This is a genomic window from Methylotuvimicrobium sp. KM2 (assembly GCF_038051925.1).
GTDB lineage: Bacteria > Pseudomonadota > Gammaproteobacteria > Methylococcales > Methylomonadaceae > Methylotuvimicrobium.
The window spans coordinates 1,050,538-1,073,673 of sequence record NZ_CP150634.1; the positions used below are offsets into that span (position 1 = coordinate 1,050,538).

General features: G+C 49.6%; 19 protein-coding genes and 1 pseudogene. 14 read left to right on the forward strand and 6 right to left on the reverse strand.

Annotation, left to right across the window (positions count from 1 at the left end; all coding sequences use genetic code 11):
• Positions 1-335 precede the first annotated feature (335 nt).
• Positions 336-1,382 carry a sterol desaturase family protein gene (locus WJM45_RS04660; RefSeq protein WP_341327824.1) on the forward strand — a complete coding sequence of 349 codons (1,047 nt, stop codon included), beginning with the start codon at positions 336-338 and terminating at the stop codon, positions 1,380-1,382.
• Between the two features lie 330 nt (positions 1,383-1,712).
• Here the strand turns inward: WJM45_RS04660 and WJM45_RS04665 are convergent, their stop codons facing one another.
• Complete coding sequence (locus WJM45_RS04665) at positions 1,713-2,534, reverse strand: hypothetical protein (RefSeq protein WP_341327825.1); 822 nt, start codon at positions 2,532-2,534, stop codon at positions 1,713-1,715.
• Positions 2,535-3,066: 532 nt separating this feature from the next.
• Here WJM45_RS04665 and WJM45_RS04670 point away from each other — a divergent pair.
• The 11 genes from WJM45_RS04670 (at position 3,067) to WJM45_RS04720 (ending at position 15,884) form a co-directional block, all read left to right on the forward strand.
• Positions 3,067-6,402, forward strand: a complete 3,336-nt coding sequence (locus WJM45_RS04670) for an EAL domain-containing protein (protein WP_341327826.1) — start codon at positions 3,067-3,069, stop codon at positions 6,400-6,402.
• A 22-nt stretch (positions 6,403-6,424) separates the two neighbouring features.
• Positions 6,425-7,405 carry an NAD(P)H-quinone oxidoreductase gene (locus WJM45_RS04675; protein ID WP_341327827.1) on the forward strand — a complete coding sequence of 327 codons (981 nt, stop codon included), beginning with the start codon at positions 6,425-6,427 and terminating at the stop codon, positions 7,403-7,405.
• A 6-nt stretch (positions 7,406-7,411) separates the two neighbouring features.
• On the forward strand, positions 7,412-8,263 hold the full coding sequence (locus WJM45_RS04680) for a sulfurtransferase (RefSeq protein ID WP_341327828.1): 852 nt from the start codon (positions 7,412-7,414) through the stop codon (positions 8,261-8,263).
• Positions 8,264-8,417: 154 nt separating this feature from the next.
• Positions 8,418-8,606, forward strand: a complete 189-nt coding sequence (locus tag WJM45_RS04685; protein ID WP_341327829.1) for a hypothetical protein — start codon at positions 8,418-8,420, stop codon at positions 8,604-8,606.
• 154 nt (positions 8,607-8,760) lie between these two features.
• The gene (locus WJM45_RS04690) at positions 8,761-10,380 is read left to right on the forward strand and encodes an NAD+ synthase (protein ID WP_341327830.1); all 1,620 of its coding nucleotides are present in this window, start codon (positions 8,761-8,763) and stop codon (positions 10,378-10,380) included.
• 18 nt (positions 10,381-10,398) lie between these two features.
• Positions 10,399-10,932, forward strand: coding sequence for a CsiV family protein (locus WJM45_RS04695; RefSeq protein ID WP_341327831.1), 534 nt, complete (start codon positions 10,399-10,401; stop codon positions 10,930-10,932).
• A gap of 409 nt (positions 10,933-11,341) precedes the next feature.
• Entirely contained in the window at positions 11,342-12,697 is a 1,356-nt protein-coding gene (gene miaB, locus WJM45_RS04700; protein ID WP_341327832.1) for a tRNA (N6-isopentenyl adenosine(37)-C2)-methylthiotransferase MiaB, read from the forward strand.
• A 7-nt stretch (positions 12,698-12,704) separates the two neighbouring features.
• Positions 12,705-13,682 (forward strand): PhoH family protein, encoded by a 978-nt coding sequence (locus WJM45_RS04705; protein ID WP_341328908.1) that lies wholly within the window; start codon positions 12,705-12,707, stop codon positions 13,680-13,682.
• A complete protein-coding gene (ybeY, locus tag WJM45_RS04710; protein WP_341327833.1) occupies positions 13,682-14,143 on the forward strand; it encodes an rRNA maturation RNase YbeY in 462 nt (153 codons plus the stop codon). The genes WJM45_RS04705 and ybeY overlap by 1 nt, the downstream gene beginning before the upstream one ends.
• Complete coding sequence (locus tag WJM45_RS04715; protein ID WP_341327834.1) at positions 14,140-14,997, forward strand: transporter associated domain-containing protein; 858 nt, start codon at positions 14,140-14,142, stop codon at positions 14,995-14,997. Before ybeY ends, WJM45_RS04715 begins: the two co-directional genes overlap by 4 nt.
• 209 nt (positions 14,998-15,206) lie before the next feature.
• Positions 15,207-15,884 (forward strand): hypothetical protein, encoded by a 678-nt coding sequence (locus tag WJM45_RS04720; protein ID WP_341327835.1) that lies wholly within the window; start codon positions 15,207-15,209, stop codon positions 15,882-15,884.
• A 55-nt stretch (positions 15,885-15,939) separates the two neighbouring features.
• Here the strand turns inward: WJM45_RS04720 and WJM45_RS04725 are convergent.
• The 5 genes and pseudogenes from WJM45_RS04725 to istA form a co-directional block, all read right to left on the reverse strand.
• Positions 15,940-16,107 (reverse strand): annotated as a pseudogene (locus WJM45_RS04725) (transposase); the annotation flags it as partial.
• Between the two features lie 6 nt (positions 16,108-16,113).
• The gene (locus WJM45_RS04730) at positions 16,114-16,260 is read right to left on the reverse strand and encodes a hypothetical protein (protein WP_341327836.1); all 147 of its coding nucleotides are present in this window, start codon (positions 16,258-16,260) and stop codon (positions 16,114-16,116) included.
• 705 nt (positions 16,261-16,965) lie between these two features.
• On the reverse strand, positions 16,966-17,982 hold the full coding sequence (locus WJM45_RS04735; RefSeq protein ID WP_341327837.1) for an IS110 family transposase: 1,017 nt from the start codon (positions 17,980-17,982) through the stop codon (positions 16,966-16,968).
• A gap of 473 nt (positions 17,983-18,455) precedes the next feature.
• A complete protein-coding gene (gene istB / locus WJM45_RS04740; protein ID WP_341327838.1) occupies positions 18,456-19,211 on the reverse strand; it encodes an IS21-like element helper ATPase IstB in 756 nt (251 codons plus the stop codon).
• A gap of 81 nt (positions 19,212-19,292) precedes the next feature.
• Positions 19,293-20,837 (reverse strand): IS21 family transposase, encoded by a 1,545-nt coding sequence (gene istA / locus WJM45_RS04745; protein ID WP_341327839.1) that lies wholly within the window; start codon positions 20,835-20,837, stop codon positions 19,293-19,295.
• A 549-nt stretch (positions 20,838-21,386) separates the two neighbouring features.
• Here istA and WJM45_RS04750 point away from each other — a divergent pair.
• Entirely contained in the window at positions 21,387-22,097 is a 711-nt protein-coding gene (locus WJM45_RS04750; protein ID WP_341327840.1) for a reverse transcriptase domain-containing protein, read from the forward strand.
• The gene (locus WJM45_RS04755) at positions 22,067-22,660 is read left to right on the forward strand and encodes a reverse transcriptase domain-containing protein (RefSeq protein WP_341327841.1); all 594 of its coding nucleotides are present in this window, start codon (positions 22,067-22,069) and stop codon (positions 22,658-22,660) included. Before WJM45_RS04750 ends, WJM45_RS04755 begins: the two co-directional genes overlap by 31 nt.
• The last annotated feature ends 476 nt before the right edge of the window (positions 22,661-23,136 follow it).

The window sequence follows — 23,136 nt, forward strand, 5'->3', positions numbered from 1 at the left end:
CTTCTGTGAATAATGCTGCTTAAAGTGCGACTTTGGTGCGCAAATAAGAAACAATTGCACCTGGTTGATACAATTAGTTGTTTTATTGCAACAGGAATTATTGTTTGCCTAGCGGCAACGGGTTTTATAAAAGCCTGGGAAACGTTTTTAATATGATGAAATCTAAGGATTAAATAACTTGTTGTTAATGGATGGATTAAGTGTTTACCAAAATATATGGAGTTTGGCAAGTGCTTTGCTTCGAACAAAGTGACCATGAAAAAAAGTGGCGGGGCGATGGTTGCAGCTCTAGCCGGTTTTTGACTATTTTTTGATGCTTCTGTGAGGATAATTCCATGACTTTAACAATGAATACTTCCATGAGTTTTTTTGAGGCGGTAGCTGGTTGGCCGATGATCGCTTCATTCGACCTAGCTGGATTTACATTATTGATGTTTTTTATCATTTTGTCCGCCATTGAGGCGCATCGTCCTCGAAAGAAATTGCCGAAAAGTAATTTAAAAAACTCTTATCGGGTTAATATTACTTTATTGTTGTTCAACAGTTTGGTGTTGTCGTTGTTGTCGGTTTCATCGTTGCTGATTGTGGCCGAGAATTTTTCCGGTGCGGGTATTTTGAGCGGGATGTCGGATTCATTGATGAAGGCCGCGTTGTCGTTACTTTTGCTGGATTTGGTATTTTATCTTTGGCACAAGGCTTGTCATGACTTCGATGTTTTATGGCTATTTCATAAAGTCCACCATAGTGAGCCGTATTTGAATGCCTCGACCGCCTATCGTGTGCATATTTTGGAGATATTGGCCGCTACATTCATTAAAGCATTCAGTATCGTCATTTTCGGTTTCGATAAGGCCAGTGTATTGGCTTACGAATTGTTGATGATGCTGTTTGTTATGTTTCATCACGCAAATATTGCATTTTCTCGAGAAAAAGACCTAGGGTACTTATTCATTACTCCCTATCTGCATCGGGTTCATCACTCGACGGTTCGAACCGAGCATGACAGAAATTACGGCGCGGTGTTTTCGATTTGGGATCGTTTGTTTGGAACTTTGATCGAGTTGGATCCCAAACAAATTGGACTGAATGGTCAAGCGCCGCTGACTTTTTTCAAATTGTTAAAGTTCGGTGTGACGCCGGAACCCAAGGCGAATCCAGTCGATGAGATGCCCGAGGCCATGCCGATGATTGCCGAAGCGGCATATTTCAAAGCCGAAAAGCGCGGTTTTGAACCGGGTAATGAAATGCTTGATTGGTTGGAGGCGGAACGCGAAGTCGTTCGGAATGCTTATTCCGGTAATGCCATCAAAAAACGCTTCCGGTTTGATATAGGGACCTTGTTGAAGCTAAGCCTCAAAAACAATGGTGCCATGCAGAGTTAATTGACTCAATAATGGAACGGGCATGATTCATGCCCGTTCTTTTCTCGTTCCCATGCTCCTGCGTGGGAATGCATACCGATTTTTCTTCGGCAACCAAGGTACGGGTTCCCACGGAGGACCGTGGGAACCAGAATAATGCATAACTAAAGGTGCTGTTTGATCACTCTGTGTATATCGAACTTTAGTAGCTTCGATAGTCGCGACGAAGGCGTCGCTCCCACAGTACTTTCCGCGTTCGCACGTTCCTGCGTGGGAATGCATACCGATCTTCCTTCGGCAACCAAGATACGGGTTCCCACGGAGGACCGCGGCAACCAGAATAATCAATGATTAGGCATAGCTTCCGGTCATGTCCCGACCGATACTCCCTTCGTTACTTTTTTCTTTAACGCCATTGATTTTGTCGGTAATCAAGGTTTGCATGTCGTTGAATAATTGTTTTAGGTAGCGTGCGAACCGAGAGAGCAAAACTTGAGCCTCCATCTGTAATTTGTGAATTTCGATAAAAGTGGAGCCGGCTCTTTGTTGGATTGAGCTAACAATTTTTCCTCGCCAAAAAAACTTGATCTCTCCAGGGGCTGCTTGCCAAACCTCCTTGAAGTCGTCGCGAGCGTTTTTAATCGGCCACAACACTTTTTGGTCGAGCATATGAAGAATTTCGTCGGTCAAGTGGCGATAATTGCCGTTAAATTGGTCGAGCATATCGCTATGGCGGCTTGCCAGTGCGTTCAAGATGTTTTGATAATATTTCAACACATCGACTTTGGCGTCGTTCAGCTTGCGTGTGCCGGTTTCCAGTATATTCATAGCGAAATAGTTTTTAGTGGTTACGGGCAATGAACGGGCGACTTCGATAAGGTCTTTGATTTGTGCGAGTTTGGCTACCGTCGATGCGCCGAGTTTGCCGCCTTGTAGAAGGCGGCGGTATTCGGCGATTTTCATCCATATTAAACTGAGCAAGGAATGCTGGGCGATATTAAGAGCCGCTTCCAGTTCGGTTAAGCGGCTATGGCTTTCCGATAAGGATTTTTCCAACGACTCCACTGTTTCGGATTTCATTTGTAGAGCCTGTGTTAAAATTGAAACTTGCTGTTCAAGGTGCGCTAACTGGCCGAGCAATTCGCTATGCTCGTTATTCGGATTCAATGACATTGTTTTCCCCTCTTGGAATGAATGGCCTATTTTTATTAATTAAGTGGTTTTTTCGGCCAGCGGAACTTATTAACAGTTATATGATATAAAGTCAATTATCGATATCCGCCCTTATCGGTGTTAATGGATTTGTTCCATGGATGTGAGTAGTCACTGCAATTTGACAGTATTGATGGATTCAACGTACTTTTGTTAATCTTTTTCTTTGTGTGGGATGTGCGGCATTTAATGATCTGACTTGTAAAGGCACTTCGAATTAAACTTAGGTATTACTCCCTTTTGATCGAAAAACCGCCTAGGAATTAAAGGTATGGGATGTGTCTATCGAGGACCGCCGTGAACCCATCCATGGGGGCTTGACGGCAGCAATCCCTGCTGCCGACATCCTCGCTAGCCACACCCCATACCTTCATAAAGTTAACCATTTTTTGAGTATAAAGGGAGTAGCTGTATCATTCCCAAAATAAATCAATAGTCTATGTTTAAGTCAGCAGATATGTGCCGAATGGTTACTAAATTGTAGAGCAACACAGTGAGTAATTACGATTGTAATGAATCGATACGACTAGGGCTCATGCCCCCGTTGACAGGATTAGTCGGGATCTACGGTGACGAAATCGTTCGTGCCGCAACGATTGCTTGCGGCGAAATCAACGAGCGGGGCGGAGTGCTTGGGCGGCCTTTGCAATTGATCGTCGAGGATGATGGCAGCTTGCCGGAAACAGCGGTGCAAGCAGCTATCAAGCTTGTCGACGAGCATCGTTGTTCGGCGATCATCGGTAATCTGCTGTCGAACTCCCGGATTCTGGTCGCGACTCAAGTCGCCGAACCGAGAAGAATACCTTATCTCAACTTCTCGTTTTACGAAGGCAGTATATCCGGTAGGTATTTCTTTCATTTTGCGGCTTTGCCTAATCAGCAAATCGATAAAATGATTGCTTGCATGGCCAAATATTACGGTCAGAAAATGTTTTTCGCGGGTAATAATTATGAATGGCCTAGGGGGTCTATCGATGCCGCGAAACGCGCTTTGACGGAACTGGGCGGAGCGGTGGTCGGAGAGGAATATTTATCGATCGGCGTTTCGTACCGCGAAATCGACGATTTGTTAAAACAAGTTGCTCACTCGGGGGCCGATGTTTTTGCGCCATTTTTTGCCGGCATCGATCAAGTCAAGTTATTAAGCCGCTTTTCGGAATTAGGTTTAAAAAACCGTATGACGGTCGTCATGGGGCATTTCGACGAGATAATGGCTTCAAGGTTGCCGGCCTCGGTGCGCGAGGGCTTTTATTCTTCGAACACCTATTTCATGAGCGTGGATACGCCGGAAAACCGTAACTATTTGGCGAGGCTTGAGCAACTGCCGGGCATCGACGGTCTTTGGCCATACGGAAACGGTATGTTGACGAATTTCGGCGAGGCAACTTATTTATGCGTGCAGGCCTTCGCCAAAGCTGCAGAGGTTGCCGGATCGGTGTATCCCGAAGCCTTGGTTGCGGCACTGGAAAACGTGTCTATCAAAGGTCCGCAAGGACGCGTGCAAATGGATGCGAATACTCATCATGCCTATGTCAATACCTATCTATCACGGTGTACCGCTGAGGGTTCGTTTAGAATTATCGAAAGCTTCGGCCTCATACCTCCAGTAATCCCTGATCGTTATCGAATGCAGACACGACAACCGGTCGAAGCGGGTAAGGTCGATTCGGTCTCGCAATTAATTACCGACGATGCCAAGCAATTAATGCAAAAATTGAGTACCGCTTGGGATATCCTGTCAATCGCCGATATGGCGATTTTGGCGACCGACGAATTCGGTATCATCGTCGAAGCCAACACGAATGCTTGCCAGGTATTCGGGTATTCCAGCAAAGAATTAATTGGGCTTTCGGTTCATTTGTTGCTGCCGCCGCATTTGCGCGAACGGCATGTCGAGTTATTTCGCTTATTCGTCGAAGGCGAAGAAACCGAGAGGCGCATGAGTGGGCGTAGCCCGGTAACAGGCTATCGTAAGGACGGCACTTTTTTTCCTTTGGAAGCCTCGATCGCTAAATTTCGTCAGGACGGGCATTGGCTGTTAGTCGTCACGATGCGCGATATTACCGAAAACAAACGAGTTGAAGACGAAATTTTATGGTCCGCAACGCACGACGCACTAACCGAATTACCGAACCGAAGACTTCTACGCGAAAGGCTGACGGATGCTTTACAACGATCGCGCAGGCAAGGCACCAACGTTGCCTTGTTATTTGTCGATCTCGATAATTTTAGTCTAGTCAATAATATACATGATCACAAGGTTGGCGATCAGGTGTTGCAAACGACCGCAAGGCGCTTGATGGAAATCGTTAGGCCAGGCGATAGCGTGGCGCATTTGTCTGCCGATGAATTTGTCGTGCTTTGCGAGCAATTAGAGAACCCGACAATGATTTCAACGCTCGCCGAACGGATCAATGAAGCCTTGAGGCAGCCAATAGATATCAATGGCAATCAGGTATCGGTAACGGCCAGTGTCGGTATCGCGGTAGGACAAGGCAGCACGCATTCGGCCGATGACTTGTTGCGCTCCGCTGATACGGCGATGTCTGAAGTTAAAATGCTGGGTAAGGATAGCTGGTATTTTTTTAACGACAGCTTACAGGAAAAAGTGCGCTTGAGGTTGTCGATTACGCAAGGTTTGCGGATGGCGATCGAGCGCGATGATTTTTCCCCCCGATTTCAACCGATTGTCTGCGCCGCAACCGGCCGTATCATAGCGGCTGAATTACTGCTGCGCTGGTTTCCATCAACCGGTGAAGTTTCTCCGGCTATTTTCATCCCGATTGCCGAGATGACCGGCCCTATCCTCGCGATCGGCAACTGGGTGTTTCGGGAGGCCTGCCGGGCTGAAGCCGAATGGCGTCGATTATGGGGTGATAATGCACCCGCTTATATTTCGGTTAATGTTTCGGCAAGGCAGTTGGATGAGGAATCGCTTTCCGATCAATTTGCCGAAATCATTCGTGAAACCGGTGCCGAACCTTCGAGGATATTGCTTGAAATCACCGAAACGTCTTTGATGGCCGATGTCGAAACGAATCTACGCATGTTACGTCGTCTTGCCGATCAAGGCTTGCGCGTGGCGGTCGACGATTTCGGAACCGGTTATTCCTCGTTGGCGCAATTAATCAGGTTGCCGGTTAGCGTACTAAAAATCGATAGGGCCTTCATCGACGGTTTGGAGAATCAGCAAGAAAACCGTTTAGTGACACAGGCTATCATCGGCTTGGGGCGGGGTTTGGGTCTGAAAATGGTTGCCGAAGGTGTTGAGAATGAATTGCAGTTGAGAGAGCTGCGCGCACTCGGTTGTGATTATATTCAAGGCTATTATTTTTATCGACCGTTGGATTGGAATACCTTTGTCGAAAGCGTCGAGCGCGAAATCGAAACCGAAACGCCCGATGCGCCGTCGCCGCTATTTTTTGTGCTGTATGTCAGCCAAGCTGTTCGACCGATGCCGGATAATGAAATCGAAGCTTTATTGGAGCAGACCCGGCAATTTAATAAATTAAACGGTATTACCGGTTGCTTGCTGCATCGGGATGGTTGGTTCATGCAGCTGATAGAGGGCTCGCCTGAAAAGGTGATGGCTTTGACCGAAAAGATTAAATTGGATCCGAGACACAAGGATATGCAGGTGGTTATTCAAGGCCCGGAGCGGAGACGTCTTTTTCCTGAATGGAGTATGGGCTATCGCGAAGTAGATCAAGCGAATGATGAACCAGACTTTAGCTCTTGGCGAAAGCGAGTTATCGGTTTCGAGGAACTCGCCGAGGACGCCAAGATTTGTTACGAATTCATTACCTCGTTCAAAACACGCACGGTTTAGGCAAATTTGAGGGTTATTGAAAATGCCGCAAGACATGCAAGCGATTGAAATCGTCGCTCCGGGTAAGTTAGTAGCGACGCACCGGCCACTGCCGATGCCTTTAGCCGATGAAGTGTTGATACGCGTCGAGGCGGCCGGCGTCAATCGCCCCGATATCATGCAGCGCCAAGGTTTATATCCGCCGCCCCCCGGCGCGTCCGATATTCCCGGGCTGGAAGTAGCAGGAACTATCGCGGCTTTGGGTGATGAAGTGCGGCATTTGCAATTAGGCGATCGCGTCTGCGCCTTGGTGACCGGCGGCGGTTATGCGCAGTATTGCACTGCCGCAGCCGAGTTATGCTTGCCCCTTCCGAAAGGTATGACGGCGATTCAGGCGGCCGGACTGCCGGAAACTTTTTTTACGGTTTGGAGTAATTTATTCGATCGCGCCGGACTTGAGCCCGGCGAAACTTTGTTGGTGCATGGCGGCGGCAGCGGAATCGGCGTCACCGCGATACAAATGGCCAAGGCCTTCGGCGCTCATGTGTTCGTGACTGCGGGGTCGGCGCATAAGTGCGCTTTTTGCCGGGAATTAGGCGCGGATGCCGCTATCAATTACCGCGAGCAGGACTTCGTTGAAGAGGTCTTGGCGTTGACCGGCGGTAAAGGCGTCGATGTGATTTTGGACATGATCGGCGGCGATTATTTTCCGCGCAATCTCAAATGCATGGCATTCGATGCCAGGCTGGTTCAAATCGCGGTTCAAGGCGGACCGAAAGCCGAAATCAATCTATTGCAAGTATTTTTGAAAAGATTGACGATTACCGGTTCGACCTTGAGAGCCCGCGACAGTGCCTTTAAGGCGGCGATCGCCGGAAAGCTACGCGAGCATGTTTGGCCGCTTTTGGAGTCGGGTGACATTCATCCGGTTATCGATACGGTGTTACCTTTGGCCGAAGCGGCGGGGGCGCACGCATTGATGGAAAGTAGTCGACATATTGGAAAAATCATTCTTACGGTATAAACAATAATGACTTATGCAAATTTAATTTCCGTCGATCAATTAGCCGAGCATATCGGGGCTCCCGGCTGGGTCGTTTTCGATTGTCGGTTTTCGTTGGCCGATACCGAAGCCGGTGGCAAAGCTTATCGGCAAGGCCATATTCCATGCGCCCGTTATGTTCATCTCGATCGGGATCTATCTTCCGGAATCACGGATTTAACCGGTCGCCATCCATTGCCGGATTTTAACTCGTTATGTAAAAAGCTGGGGGACTGGGGCGTATCAAACGCCAGTCAGGTCGTGGTTTACGATGATGCCGGCGGCGCCTTTGCCGGCCGCTTGTGGTGGTTGTTGCATTGTTTAGGGCACGATAGGGTCGCGGTGCTCGATGGCGGGATTCAACAGTGGAGAAAAGGCGCTTATCCGATCACGACGGCATTGCCTTCGATGCAACCCGCATTGTTTAGGCCTTACCTAAACGATTCGAATTGGCTCGGTGCGGAACAAGTGCAAAACGGGTTGGCGCGAAAATCGATCAAATTGATCGATGCCAGGACGCCGGAACGTTTTTCGGGGCGTCAAGAGCCTATCGATCCGGTTGCGGGGCATGTGTCAGGCGCGCTGAATCGGCCGTTTCAATGTAATTTGCAAACGGATGGTTGCTTTAAATCGGCGCAAGACTTGCGCGATGAATGGTCAGCATTGATCGGTGCCACACCGGCTGAAAAAGTCGTACATATGTGCGGTTCCGGCGTGACCGCCTGTCATAATTTATTGGCGATGGACATAGCGGGTTTCGCCGGCTCCAAGCTTTATGCCGGTTCTTGGAGCGAATGGATACGCAATAAAAATCGCCCGGTTGCGATAAATTATACTTAATCCTAGAAAGAGCAGTTGAGAGCCTCAAACTACCGTTCGCCCTGAGCCCTTCGGCTGCACTCAGGAGAGCCCTGTCGAAGGGTGAAGGGTAATTTGGGGCTTCACCAAGCCGGAGGAAGTTCGTAGATTTGGACTCTTTATCTAATTTTTCGATATGCAAAATCTCAGCAACGAAAATGCCGGTTCCGAAGAGGGTGCGGTTGCTCGACCGACAGGCGTCGGCGGCAGGGACAGCCGCCGTCGAGCCTACAAGGACGTATTCACGGCGTCCTGTCGGGCGAGTGACCGCATCCTCTCCCCGCCTCGAACTTTCTTTGCGGGGGCGATGACCGGGTCTTCATGAGCGTTAGGTTAATACCAATCGCGAACTATTTTTCCGGTTCCTGTAAAATCACTCCGAATAATGACAGGACAGTGACCAGGACACTCGGATGTCTTTTTGCCTTCGATCCAGCCTAGCCGCGATACAGGAATTTAAGAGAGGAAAATTATATTTTATGAGCGCTACGACTCTCAGGATAGCCATTGCACAAAGCAATTTTCGGGTTGGCGATATCAAAGCCAATACCGAAAAGATCATCGCGCAGGCACTAGATAGCCGCGACCGGCTAAAAGCCGATATTGTCATTTTTCCGGAACTCTCGGTAACCGGTTACCCGCCGGAAGATTTGTTACTGAGGCCGGATTTTATTGCCCGGGCGCAGCAAGCCGTGGCAGCCATAGTCGAACAGACGCAAGGCATCGATGTGGTTTTCGGCTACCCCGAACAGTCCGGCGGCAAGTTGTTTAACTCGGCGGTAGTGTGCAGGTCGGGAGAAATTATTGCGCGCTATCATAAGAATGTTTTGCCGAATTACGGTGTATTCGACGAACAGCGTTATTTCACGGCCGGCTCTGAAAACGTGTTATTCAACCTGAAAGGTTTGACTCTGGCATTGACGGTTTGCGAGGATGTTTGGCAGTCGGGCTTGATCGCCAAAAACCGCCAGGCCGGTGCGGATATCGTGTTGACCCTAAACGCGTCGCCCTTCCATGCGGGTAAGATTCATCAGCGCGAGCAGGTCGTTTGCGATCAAGTCAAAGCTGCCGGAGTTCCTTTGGTTTATGTCAATTTAATCGGCGGACAAGACGAATTGGTTTTCGATGGCGCGTCATTTGTAGTCGATAGCGACGGCGCAGTCGCGTTTCGCGCCGAGGAATTCCGGGAGCAGCTCAGTGTCGTCGAGTTTGCCGGCAAGCAACCGATTAAATCGATATGCGCTCCGATTTATCGACCGGTGTCGAGCGAATATCAGGCTTTGGTCTTGGGGATTCGCGATTATGTCAGCAAAAACGGCTTTAACGGCGCCTTATTGGGTTTATCCGGGGGTATCGATTCTGCGCTGGTACTGGCATTGGCAGTCGATGCGCTCGGTGCCGATAAGGTTGAAGCGGTGTTGATGCCTTCGCGCTATACGCAAACGATGAGCAACGAAGATGCCGAATCGGAAGCCAAGGCGTTGGGTGTGAACTATCACATGATTCCAATCGAACCGGCGGTTACGGCATTCAGCGAGATGTTGGCTCCGGTATTTGCCGGCAGCGCCAAGGATACGACCGAGGAAAATATTCAGGCTCGTTGTCGCGGCGTCTTGCTGATGGCTTTGTCGAATAAGCAAGGTAAATTGTTGCTGACGACCGGCAATAAAAGCGAGATGAGTGTCGGCTATGCGACGCTTTATGGCGACATGGCCGGCGGATTTGCGCCGATCAAGGATGTGCCGAAGCTTTTGGTTTACGCATTGGCGCGTTATCGTAATTCGATTTCGAAAGTCATTCCGGAGCGAGTGATAACGCGGCCGCCATCGGCGGAATTGGCGCCGGATCAGGTCGATCAGGATTCATTGCCGCCTTATGAAATTCTGGACCCGATTCTGGAGCGTTATGTCGAGTTCGACCAATCGGCGGGCGAAATTATTGCTGCAGGATTTGCCGAGGAGCATGTTGTTAGGGCGATTACGCTGGTCGATCGCAACGAATATAAGCGTCGGCAATCGCCGCCCGGTATCCGAATAACCCCTCGAGCCTTCGGCCGCGATCGGCGTTATCCGATTACGTCCGGTTACAAAGGTGTTTGAAATTGCGAAGAGATGATAATGACCAATAATAAAAGTGCATTTCGCATGATCTTGTTTGTGTTGTTGATCATGCGAGTCTCATGTGTTTCGGCGCAGGATCGTTTTCAAATTGAATTGCTTATATTCGGGCAAGACATGCCGACGACCGAATTGTTCGATCAAACCCGCAGCGGGATACAATGGCCGAGTCGGGTCGTCGAAGTTTCGGCATTGGCTCAGGCCGCCACGGAACAAAAATCGTTATCCCATGTCTACGCTACGCTTTCGCGTTATTCAACGTATCAGCCGATCGCCCACTATGCATGGGTTCAAGCCATCGATGTAGACAGTGCCGGCGATGCGGTTCGAATTCAGGATGCCGCTAATGTGTTGGACGGTTTTTTTCAGCTCGAACGAGGCGATTTTTTGACCGTGACCTTAGATCTTGAGTATCAGCCCGATCCCGAGCGATTTTTTAGATTGTCCGAATCAAGGCGAATTAAGTTTGATGAAGAGCATTATTTCGATCATCCGAAATTCGGAGTGATATTGAAGGTGAAAGGTGAAAGGTGAAAGGTGAAAGGTGAAAGGGGAAAGGGGAAAGGGGAAAGGGGAAAGGGGAAAGGGGAAAGGGGAAAGGGGAAAGGGGAAAGGGGAAAGGGGAAAGGGGAAAGGGGAAAGGGGAAGTTTGTGCTTGACAAATGGTGGGAAATTCACATCTTTTCACTATTCACCGCTTGTGTTTGGGCTTGAAGAATAAAAAATAATCTCCATAATACAGATTAAGTTTTGGAATCGAGCCGCCGTTCGCTATGAATAAACCGGATTTTGCATGCCTATAGGGAATAGGCGAAGGGTAATACGCGACCTTTGCAAGCTCTCGTCAGTCGATTGAGGGCTTTTTTTGTTTTCGATTTGGTGATTAAATAGCCGCCACTTTTCTCCGTTGTAATGATGGGGTGTTTTTTTAGATGTACATACAATGACGCAAAAATTATATATTCAGACCAACGGTTGTCAGATGAACGAGTACGATTCCGACAAAATGCGGGATGTACTGAAAGCATCTCACGGTCTGGAGTTGACCGACAAACCCGATGAGGCCGATGTTTTATTACTCAACACTTGCTCGGTGCGCGAAAAAGCTCAAGAAAAAGTCTTTTCGGCTTTGGGCGTATGGCGACCGTTTAAGGAGCTGAAACCCGATGTCATCATCGGCGTTGGCGGTTGCGTGGCGAGTCAAGAAGGCGAGGCGATACAAAAGCGCGCACCGTTCGTCGATATTGTCTTTGGTCCGCAAACCTTGCACCGATTGCCGCAATTGCTTGACGAAGCTCGCAACAAACATAAGCGTGTCATCGACATCAGCTTTCCCGAAATCGAAAAATTCGACGCCTTGCCGGAACCGCGTGCCGAAGGGCCTAAAGCTTTCGTATCGGTGATGGAAGGCTGCAGCAAATATTGCACGTTTTGCGTCGTTCCTTATACACGGGGCGAGGAAATCAGCCGTCCGCTCGACGATGTGATTGCCGAGATCACGGTCTTGGCGAAGCAGGGCGTTCGCGAAGTCAATCTGCTTGGGCAGAACGTCAATGCTTATCGGGGGTTAATGGCGGACGGCGATATCGCCGATTTCGCGCTTTTACTCCACCATGTGGCGGCGATCGACGGCATCGACCGGATTCGTTTTACGACGTCGAATCCGGTCGAATTCAGCGACAGCCTGATTGAGGCCTATGCCGAAATTCCGCAATTGGTCGATCATCTGCATCTACCGGTTCAGAGCGGCAGCGATGCGATTTTGAAAAAAATGAAGCGAGGTCATGTGCGCGACGACTATTTCGAGATTATTCGCAAATTGCGCGAGGTTCGCCCGAATATTTCTCTATCTTCCGATTTCATCATTGGTTTTCCGGGCGAAACCGATCGGGACTTCGACGATACGATGGATTTGATCGAGACGATCGGCTTCGATCTTTCCTACAGTTTTATATACAGTCAAAGGCCCGGTACGCCCGCTGCCGATTTGCCGGACGATGTGCCTCTCGAAGTCAAAAAGCAGCGTTTGCAACGTTTGCAAAACCGCATCAATGAAATGGCGGCCCAAATTTCGGCAAGCATGGTCGATACCGTGCAAACGGTCTTGGTTGAAGGTCCGTCAAAAAAGAATCCGTTACAAATGCAGGGTCGAACCGAAAATAATCGCGTCGTCAATTTCATTGGCCATCCCCGATTAGCGGGGCAATTCGTCGACGTGTACATAGCCGAGGCCTTGCCTAATTCTCTACGCGGGCGTATGGTCGAATCTTCGACCGCAAAAATAACTGCGGTGGCTTAAGCAATTGATGTCATCTCAAGAAATTACGCTGTTGCCGGCCGATAACAGCAGACTCTCCAATTTTTGCGGCCAATTCGATTGCCATCTGCGTCAGATCGAACAGCGTATGCTGGTGGAAATCGCCAATCGAGGCAATCATTTCAAAGTCAGCGGTGAAGAACAGGCGGTCAAAGCAGCCTGCGCGGTGATGCATAAGCTATTTGCCGGCACCGAACAGGAATTATTGACTCCCGAGCAAGTGCATCTATCGATGCAGGATGCCAGTATCGACGAAGCCCTTGAAGCGGTCAAGGCCGAAACGGCGGCTCAACATCAAGTGACGGTCAAAACCAAGCGCGGCGTGATCAAAGGCAGAGGCGCCAATCAACAAAATTATTTAAAAAAAATCACGACTCACGATATCAATTTCGGTGTCGGTCCCGCGGGAACCGGGAAGACCTATCTTGCGGTCGCTTGCGCGGTAGAAGCCTTGCAAAACGAAAAGGTACGCCGAATCATATTGGTGCGTCCAGCCGTGGAAGCCGGCGAGAAGCTCGGCTTTTTACCCGGCGACATGGCACAAAAAGTCGATCCTTACTTACGTCCTCTATACGACGCTTTGTATGAAATGCTCGGCTTCGAGCGCGTCGAAAAATTGATAGACCGCGATGTCATTGAGGTTGCGCCGTTAGCTTTCATGCGCGGCAGAACCTTGAACGACTCCTTCATTATTCTCGATGAAGCGCAAAATACGACCGTCGAACAAATCAAAATGTTTTTGACGCGGGTTGGCTTCGGTTCGACCGCCGTCATTACCGGTGATATCACGCAAATCGATTTGCCGTCCGAAAAAATGTCGGGATTGCGCCATGTGCTGAAAGTATTGGAAAATGTCGACGGCATCAGTTTTACGTTTTTCGGCGCCAAAGACGTCGTTAGGCATCCGTTGGTACAGCGAATTGTCCTAGCCTATGAGGCTTATGAGAAAAAACACCCGAACCCTTGATGAACAGCATTGAAATTCAACAAGAGACCACCTCGGACGATGTGCCGGATAGTGGTCAATTGCAAACCTGGGTCAACGCCGCGCTAAAAGATTATCCCGACGATACCGAGTTGGTGATCCGTATCGTTGATAAACCCGAAATTAGTCAACTCAACGAACACTATAGAGCTAAGTCGGGCCCAACTAATATTTTGAGTTTTCCTTTCGACGCTCCGGATTATATCGAATCCAAGCTCCTTGGCGATTTAGTCGTATGCGCGCCGGTCTTGGCCGAGGAGGCACTGGAACAACATAAGACCTTGGATCATCATTGGGCGCATATCATCGTGCATGGAGTCCTGCATTTGCTGGGCTACGATCACGTCGAAGATAACGAAGCCGAATTAATGGAAGCGAAAGAAATCGAAATATTGGCACAATTGAACATCGATAATCCGTATAACGAGGCAAACGAGGTATGAACGACGAACCCTATCCGAGTCAGACGCCGCAAAAAAGTTGGATCGGCAGACTAGGACAACTTTTGAGCGGCGAACCGCAAGATCAGGAAGATCTTCTTGAGATTTTACGGGAAGCTCGGGAAAAACATTTACTAGGCCCTGATGCGCTGGCAATGATTGAAGGCGTGCTTCAGGTTTCGGAAATGCGGGCACGGGATATCATGATTCCGAAAGTGCAAATGGTCGTCGTGCCGAGGGATGCCGACTTGAAAACCATTTTTCCGTTGGTGCTCGAACATGGTCATTCGCGTTTTCCGGTGATCGAAGAGGACCGCAGTAAAGTGGTCGGCGTTTTGTTAGCAAAAGATTTGCTGCCTTATGCTCTAACCGAGACCGATCATGACATCAAAGTCGAGGAATTGATGCGTCCGGTCAGCATCGTGCCGGAAAGCAAGCGCTTGAATGTGTTGTTGAAGGAGTTTCGAACCAATCGCAATCACCTAGCCATCGTCGTCGACGAGTACGGTACCGCGGCAGGCTTGGTGACGATAGAGGATATACTCGAAGAAATCGTCGGCGATATCGAGGACGAGCATGACCAGGAGCCCGATGAGGGTTATATCGTGCAGCGCAACGAAAACGAATATATGGTCAAGGCGTTGACGCCGATGGAAGATTTCGACGAATATTTCTTATGTGATCTATCCAGCGAAGAATACGATACGGTCGGCGGCTTTATCGTGACCAAGCTCGGACACCTACCGCAAAAAGGCGAAAAAGTGATCGAAGGCAAGCTCAGGTTCGAAGTGGTTCGAGCGGACAGCCGCCGAATTCATTGGCTAAAATTGAAATTGCTCGAAGAAGAGGAAGAGTAGGCGGGTTATTTAACCCGCTCCGAACGTTTTAGTTTGCTTTGGATATGGTTGAAAAGCTTCCGCTCCTGAACACCCCTTACCTACATCCATGTAGATAACGTAAGGACGGGTCGGCAAGCCTAGATCTGCATAGTAGTTCCTACGAAAAATTGCCAAAGAAACTTGGAAATAAATTAATCTTACTTTTAAATTTGTAGAATATTAATGTTATGGTTAAGATCAGAAATCAATTGATCCTATTGATTTTTATTATTATTTTAGGGTGTGCGTCAGTTTATGAGAAGCCGTTAGTAAGCTACAGGGCAATATCTATACCAGAGCTAAATAAGCAAACTACAGTATCTCTTGGAGATCGATTAATTAGTCAGGCTCATGGTATTAGTGGCTATAGCATCGAATTAGGTTCTGCAAGGGGGGCTTATTCCAGAATTAAAGCTGGAACATATTGCCAGGTAACTTCTAGCTCAAATGTTTTTATTACTCCTACTGCCAACGCTGTCGAGCTTACAAGTCCGAATGGTCAAATTCATGGCGTTGCTGATTTTGTTTATTACAACAAAAGAGATAAGACTATTTGCCCTCCTGGTTCAGGTAAACCATGTTATAGCTCTTCTGAAATTTCAATATCAGAGAATCCAAATGGTTTTTGCGCTGCTCCAAACTCCTTTCAGCAGATTATTGAATATAATGGAAAAAATGGAGGAATCTTGAACTTCACATATCGTGAATTTCAAGACAATCTAGCAAGAAATGCATTTACAACAAATTTTACTATGGACTTGTCGGAAGGTGATACTATTGCCTATAAGGGAGCTATAATGAAAATAAAAAATGCTACTAACAATTATATTACATATATAGTGTTAAAAAACTTCAATACACAGTAATCCACTCGACTCCATTTCTGATTATAGTCAGATGCATAAGTCACTGTAATATTAATTATTTCGCAAACAAGATTTGGCGTCCCTGGACATCTAGCCAAATATGCTGGAATAATCGACCCAGGTTATAAATGCCATAGCAGCGGCGCTTGATCACTGTGATTTTATTGTTCAGCCCTTCGACAAAGCCGCTGGTTTCGCGTCCAATAAAATAGTTGGTGATCTTATCTCGTCAGTTATCCAACGTGGTGATAAAAGGCGCAAAACAGTCTAGGCCTAATGCTTTGATTCGCTCCAGCCATTGCGTTAAGGCTTGTTCGGCCTCCGTTTTACTCTGCCGCCGCTCAAAACGGAGCAACAGGGTCAGGTCTATATTCATAGCCTTTTCTGAGAGAGAAAGAGCTGGGGTCACCCATTAGCCTGTCGTAGTCAATAAGCCAAACCAATCCCTCAAGCAAATTTTGGTTTTTTTCGAATTCACTGTCTTTTAAGACCAATCTCTTCAACCTGTTATTGAACCGGTGGGTTTCGTGGTCGCGAGGTCCGAGAGTGTGGGTAAGTTGTGGGCAGCAGGGACGCTGTCCATGACTTATCCACACGGCTCTGCTCGGACCGGTCCGCAGGACGCGTCCACAAATCCACCGGTTACCGGTTTACTCGTTGTTCCGACAGTCTTTTCTCATGCCGCTTTGCCTGTGTTTCATGATCGTTACTCCGTTCAGTTCGCTGTCTACGCGCCCGATTTCTCGCTTGTGTGATTCGCTCATCGAACTGATGCGCGTCAGTCACCCATCAGGATCAAGACGATGCCGCTGACGCGAGCTCAGCGGTTCGTCCCTGGCTCAACGTTGAGCCCCAGAAAAATGATCGGTGCCAAGCCTTATCCAATTGTGCACAGCACAACAGGTTTTGTGGTTTTCCGTGGTCACGGTCCAGTCCCCGAGTGGCTCAAGGCTTGGGCGTATCAGCACCCCCTTTGGGAGATAACGATTATTGGGTCGGTTGAGCAGCCTGCCAATCAGGTCTGGTGGTTATGAGCCAACCCCTTGTACGGTTCAGCTACTCAACCTATTCGCTTATTCGGTCATACAAAACATTTCGTGTCGTCAAAGGGGACGTGGTCCCGCATTACGAAGTAACTCGCCCTGGCCAGTTTATGCGCGACCGCTTTGAGTGCGACGACACGGTTGCACTTGGCGGCCTTGCGTTGATAAAAGCGTTTCGCTCGATCGTTGTAGCGTATCGCGAAGTTGGCCGCCTCGATAAAGGCCCAGGCCAAGTATTTATTGCCGTTTTTGGTATTGCCCCGGCCTTTCTTTTTGCCGTTGCTGAGTTTTTCACTGCCCACACAGCGGCAATACGAGGCGAAGTTGCCGACCTGCCGAAAACGCTCGATCGCGCCGGTTTCCAGCATGATCGTCAAGGCCAATACTTGACCGATGCCGCTGATACTGAGCAAATAGCGGTAGCGCGGATCCAGTTTGGCTTGTGCCAGGATGGCACTTTCCAACACCTCGATTTGTTCCGATAACGCCATCAGGATCACCCGATTACTTTCGACCGCCAACGCCAGGTTCGGATCGGCGAAGTGCTGTTGAACCTGTTCCTGCGTCAGGCGTTTGACGGCATTGCTGTTCATCCGAGTGCCGGTATTGCGCGCATACAGGTTTTCAATGCTGACTATATGCGCGGTACGCTGCCGGACTAATTGGCTGCGTTTGCGCAATAAGTCCCGCACGGCCCGGCTTTCCTTCGGGCAAATCGTGCCAGTCGGCAAGACGCCCAGCCGCAGCAAATGCGCCAACCAAAACGCATCCGTGTCGTCGTCGGTGTATTTCAGGCCCTCATACTGCTGTACCGCTGCCGTGTTGACCAAATGCACCCGGTATCCCGCCTCCATCAGGCCGTCGATCAGCCAATACCAATTGTACGTCGATTCCACCGCCAAGCCTTCGATGCTGTCTTGAAAGGGTTCCAAGCCTTGCAAGATATCGACCAAATCGCAATCTTGTTTGTTCCGATACACGACTCGGTCATGTTCGTCGATCAGCTGCGTCACCACATTCGTTGAATGCAAATCCATTCCACCGTATAGTTTCATGTCTGTCTCCTCGGTTGTTTCGATCATCACCCTTATTAGACCACTGAGGGTTCCGATCGGGGAGACAGGCTAGATGATTATCAGGTCTTGTGCGACAAGCGAAGCTTGTCATTTCTTGCAGGGTGAAAGTCCCTGTCTGGAAAATTCAAAGGACTGAGTTTGTAAGGCCTAACCAGCCACCAGTATCGAGTGTTGCGTCTCCGGCGGAGCGTTGTCAACGGTTACGACTGTGGCAAACGTGAACAAAGGTCAGGCGAAGCGTACACAGAGAACTATGTAGGTCACAGGGGAGCTGCACCTTCCTGAGGCTGATTTAGCATCGTTAGACCGAGAAAGCAAATGGCGACGTTTTAAGACTGACGGAAGCCTACACAAAGGAATCGCTAAGGTGAGTGCGTATTCTGATTTATTTGAACACCGATTCTGGTCAATTTGAACAGTGCAAAATCTAACGCATCGGTGGAAGTGAATTTTTATCCCAAGTGTTCAACTTGAGTCAATGAATTCAATTTTTTTCGCATCGATTCGCCTTTCAAATTGAGCCGATGCGAGTTGTGCATCAAGCGGTCTAATATGGCGTCAGCCAGGGTATTGTCGCCGATCGATTGATACCATTGGTCGGTCGGCAATTGACTGAGGATGGCGGTGGCCGATTGGTCATGGCGGTCATCCATGATTTCCATCAGATCGTTGCGGGTAGCGGCTTTGAGCGGCTCCAGCCCCCAGTCGTCGATGATCAATAAATCGAAGTTGGCCAGGGTTTTGAGCAGTTTGCTGTAACTGCCGTCGGCCTTGGCTTGGGTCAGCGTCAGGATCAGGCGAGAGAGTCGATAATAGCGGACGCTATAGCCTTTGAGACAAGCCTGATGGCCCAGCGCACAGGCAATGTAAGTCTTACCGCAACCGCAGGGACCGGTGAGCAACAGATTCTGTGCTTTCTCGATCCAGTCGCACTGCAGCAAGGCGGCCATTTGGCTTTGCTGAAGGCCTCGGGGATGGTGGTAATCGATGCCTTGGACATGGGCTTTCAGTTTGAATTGGGCGGCGCGGACCAGGCGTTCCTGCTTGCGTTGCTGGCGTTCCTGGGTTTCCTGGTCGACCAACAGTTGTAGGCGTTCGGCAAACGACAGACCGTCATAGGTGCCGGGTTGCTCGCGTTGGGTTTGCAGGGCGTAGGCCATGCCGGTCAATTTCAATTGCCGCAGCTGACTGAGAGTGTTTTCTATCATGGTTGATCTCCTCTTGGTTAGGGTAAGGGTTGGTTGAGTTGTGATGGATTGAAGGTTAGCTTGGATCAGCCGAGACCGGCTTTAGTGAAAACTGTCCGGCCCGCGGATATTTTCATGGTCCTGGGGCAATAAGGCCGTTTGTAGCGGAGAGGTGTCGGCTAACCGATCCCGGTTACTGAGTAGAATGGCTTTGATGTTTTTCAGTCGATACAGACCTTCTCGATTGGCGATCGCACAGGCTCGGTTCAAGCGTTCGGCCGGAAAGCTGCGCTGCAGATTCAATAAGCCCAGGCAGACGCGATAAGCCTGTTCCGGATGCTGCTTGCGGCCCAGCTGCGTCTTCACCCACAACAGCACCTCGGGGCCCAATGACTGAGCCCAGTTCATCAGCCGTCCCGGCGTCCATTGTTGGTGCTTGGCGTGTTTCTCCGGCATATGCGCCGGTTCAGTTGTGGTGCCGGGGTGGTGCTTGCGGACGTGGCTGGCGATGCGTTGATGCTGAAAATAGACTTCGATCAGGCGTTCGCCGGCCTGGATTTCGACGTGCTCTCCGACGCAATGATGCGGCACCGAATACAGATGCTGATCGTACTGGACGTGGTAATCGATAGCGACTTTGGCCGTTTTGATCGCGACATACTGGTAGGCGTGTTTTGGCAGCGGCGACAAGGCCGGCCGATCCAGCCGTTCGAACCACTCCCGGCGGTTGCCCGGCCACTGCTTGAACGGCTTCTCGTTCAGCTCGGTCAACAGGGCCCGAATACAGTGATTCAGTTCGGCTAGCGAGAAAAACGTCTGATGGCGCAGTTTGGCCAGAATCCAGCGTTCGACCAATTGCACGCCGACTTCGGCTTTGGCCTTGTCTTTCGGTTTGTAAGGCCGTGCCGGCAACACCGCCACGTCGTAATGAGCCGCCAGTTGCTGATAAGCCGGATTGAGCTCCGGTTCATAGCGGCAGGCTTTATTGACCCCGCTTTTCAGATTATCCGGCACCAGTAGCGCCGGACAGCCGCCGAAAAACTCGAAGGCGCGGACATGACTGCCCAACCAATCCGGCAGCCCCTGGCTCCAGGTCGCTTCGGCGAACGTGTAATTGGAAGCGCCCAGCACCGCGACGAAGATGCTGGCCTGGCGAATCTCGCCGCTGGACGCGCAGACGATCGGCACGGTCGGCCCGGCATAGTCGATGAACAGCTTCTCGCCGGCCCGATGACTTTGCCGCATGGAGCGCTTCTGCCGCTTCAGCCAGTCGGCATAGCGGGCGCAGAACTGCGAGTAGCTGTAACAGCGGTTCGGATATTGCTGGGTATATTCCTCCCACAGCAACTGCTTGGTGACGCCTTTCCGTTTCAGCTCCTGATGAATCTCGGGCCACACCGGTTGCTGAAATTTTGCCGAAGGCCGGGCATCGGAACTCGGATACAACGTCAACGCCAAGGCCTGATCGTCCAGGTCATCCGGCAAAGGCCAGGAGAGTCCCTGTTGCTCGGCCAATTTAAGGATGTTTTGAATACTGCCGGCACTGATCTTGGTGCTGGCACTGATTTGCCGAATACTCAATCCGGCGTTGAAACGCAGTCGTAAAACTTCTCTGATTTTTCGCATTGCAATTCGTTTGGCTGCCATATCCCGATTCCAAAATCGAAACAGGATACTCAGAATTAAAAAACAATGCGTTAGGAAGGATTCTGGCAATCTGAACACCGATTCCGGCATCTTGAACACCCATTCTGGAAATTATCCAAAAAGTGTTCAGCTTGAATCAGAATCAGTGTTCAACTTCGATCAGAATGACTGTTCAGATTGAATCAGAATCGGTGTTCAGGTTGGGCCAGAATATGCAGTGAGATTCTGGAGGATTTGCCGGTGTTCGAAAGCGTGACATGCATAGAGAGAAATGATTGAGAACTTGTGAGGCCCAATAAGCTCCTGGTCTGATGGCTAGGTAAGCCTACCCAACCGAAAGAAGGATGGCTGAAGGCGTATTGGGAGTCAGATCCGCTCATAGTACTCCGAGCGTGGGACAATTCTGCCCGGAGCAGAATTGGACGCAAATAGCGCCCGCAGGGTGAGCCACAGGGATGTGGCGAATCATTGCCACGTACATGGGAAAGGGGCTGACAAAATTGCGTAGCCTGCAAAGGAAACTTTAACCGGGCATGAAGGACTGGAGAAATGAAGCAAACCTCCCTGCAGGGGATAGCGAATAAAGCGCGACAAGATAAAACGTACCGATTTAGAAATCTGTTTGGCCTGTTGACGGCTGGATTTTTGTTCTGGTGTTGGGAGAGTCTCAACCGGAAAGCCAGTGCGGGTGTCGATAAAATCGATGCGATGGCGTACGAGGAGAATTTACTCGGCAATATCCAAGCGTTAGCGGAACAAGTTAAGCAGGGAACCTATCGGGCCAAGTTAATCCTAAGCAGATACATACCGAAGGCAGATGGAAAACAACGCCCGCTGGGCATACCAGCCATAGCGGACAAGCTATTACAGCGGGCCGTAGCAAGGCTGCTGGAAGCCATATACGAGGCGGACTTTCTGCCGTGCAGTTATGGCTACCGGCGGGGCAAGAGTGCACACCAAGCCATCCAGGCATTAACGGGAGAACTCAACAGCAGGGCATATCATACGGTAGTGGAAGTGGATATCAAAGCCTTCTTTAACGCCATCCAACATGAGGCACTGCTGGACATGCTACGGCAGCGGATAGATGACCGACCGTTATTGAAGCTGATCAAAAAATGGCTGAAAGCGGGGATATTGGAAACCGATGGGCAAGTGATACATCCCGCGACGGGGACGCCGCAGGGTGGGATCATCTCCCCGATATTGGCGAACATCTATCTGCTAACGTGCTGGACAAATGGTTTGAAGAAACGGTAAGAAGTCATTGCAGAGGGCGGATTTATCTATGCCGCTATGCGGACGACTTTGTTTGTGCGTTTCAAGATGCGAAAGATGCGGAGCGCTTTTATCGAGCGCTGATCCAAAGACTCGCGCGTTTTGGTTTGGAGATAGCGGAAGACAAGACCCGGAAAATGGTGTTTAGTCACGTTAAAGCCAAGAGCAAGACGAAATTCGAGTTTCTGGGGTTCGAGTTTTTCTGGGGTGTGAACTACTGGGGCAAACCCGTCCTAAAGCGGCGCACATCGCGGGCGAAACTGAATGCATCACTCGCGAAAGTCAAACTATGGCTTCGGAATCAGAGTGGATTACCGAAGAAAATTCTATTTGCAAAATTAAATAGAAAGCTCATCGGCTATTACAACTACTATGGTGTCACGGGCAATGCGGAAAGTCTTAATCGGTTTGTGTATTACGTGACTCAACTCCTATTTAGGGCGCTCAATCGGCGTAGTCAACGCAAGAGCTACAACTGGATAGGATTTAAGGAACTGATCACGTATTTTGGACTCGCCAAACCGCGCATATGCCATGCTCTCTAGGAATCAAGGAAACATCGCGTCAGTGCAAAGCGAGCAATTTTGAAAAGCCCGGTGCGGTAATTCCGCACGCCGGGATTTGTGAGGGGGCAGTCGGGTAACTGGCTGTTCTACCTTGATGAATTTTGCAAATATGTGCTTGCATAAACGAGACTTGATACCAAATTAAAAGACTTGACCGTTCGCAGTAACAGCAGTAAATCTAGCGGGTTAAAGTCCCGTCCAAGGAATTGTCCGTACGCCTTGGTAGTATGAGGAAGCGGCATCGTGGTAACACGGTGTCGTAAGTTTCCAAACAGCAAGAGAGCAGGCCGTAACGCAAGTGAACCTACACGTAGCCTCGTAAACGAATTGGAGGAGCCGACCCTGTGGTCAGAAGGGGAAGGCCGTTGGATGGATACTGAAATAACGGAAGTGGTATCCGTCGACTTCCGGGGTAGCAGGGTCGGCATGTTCTTGAAGATTCATTGCCCAGTGCT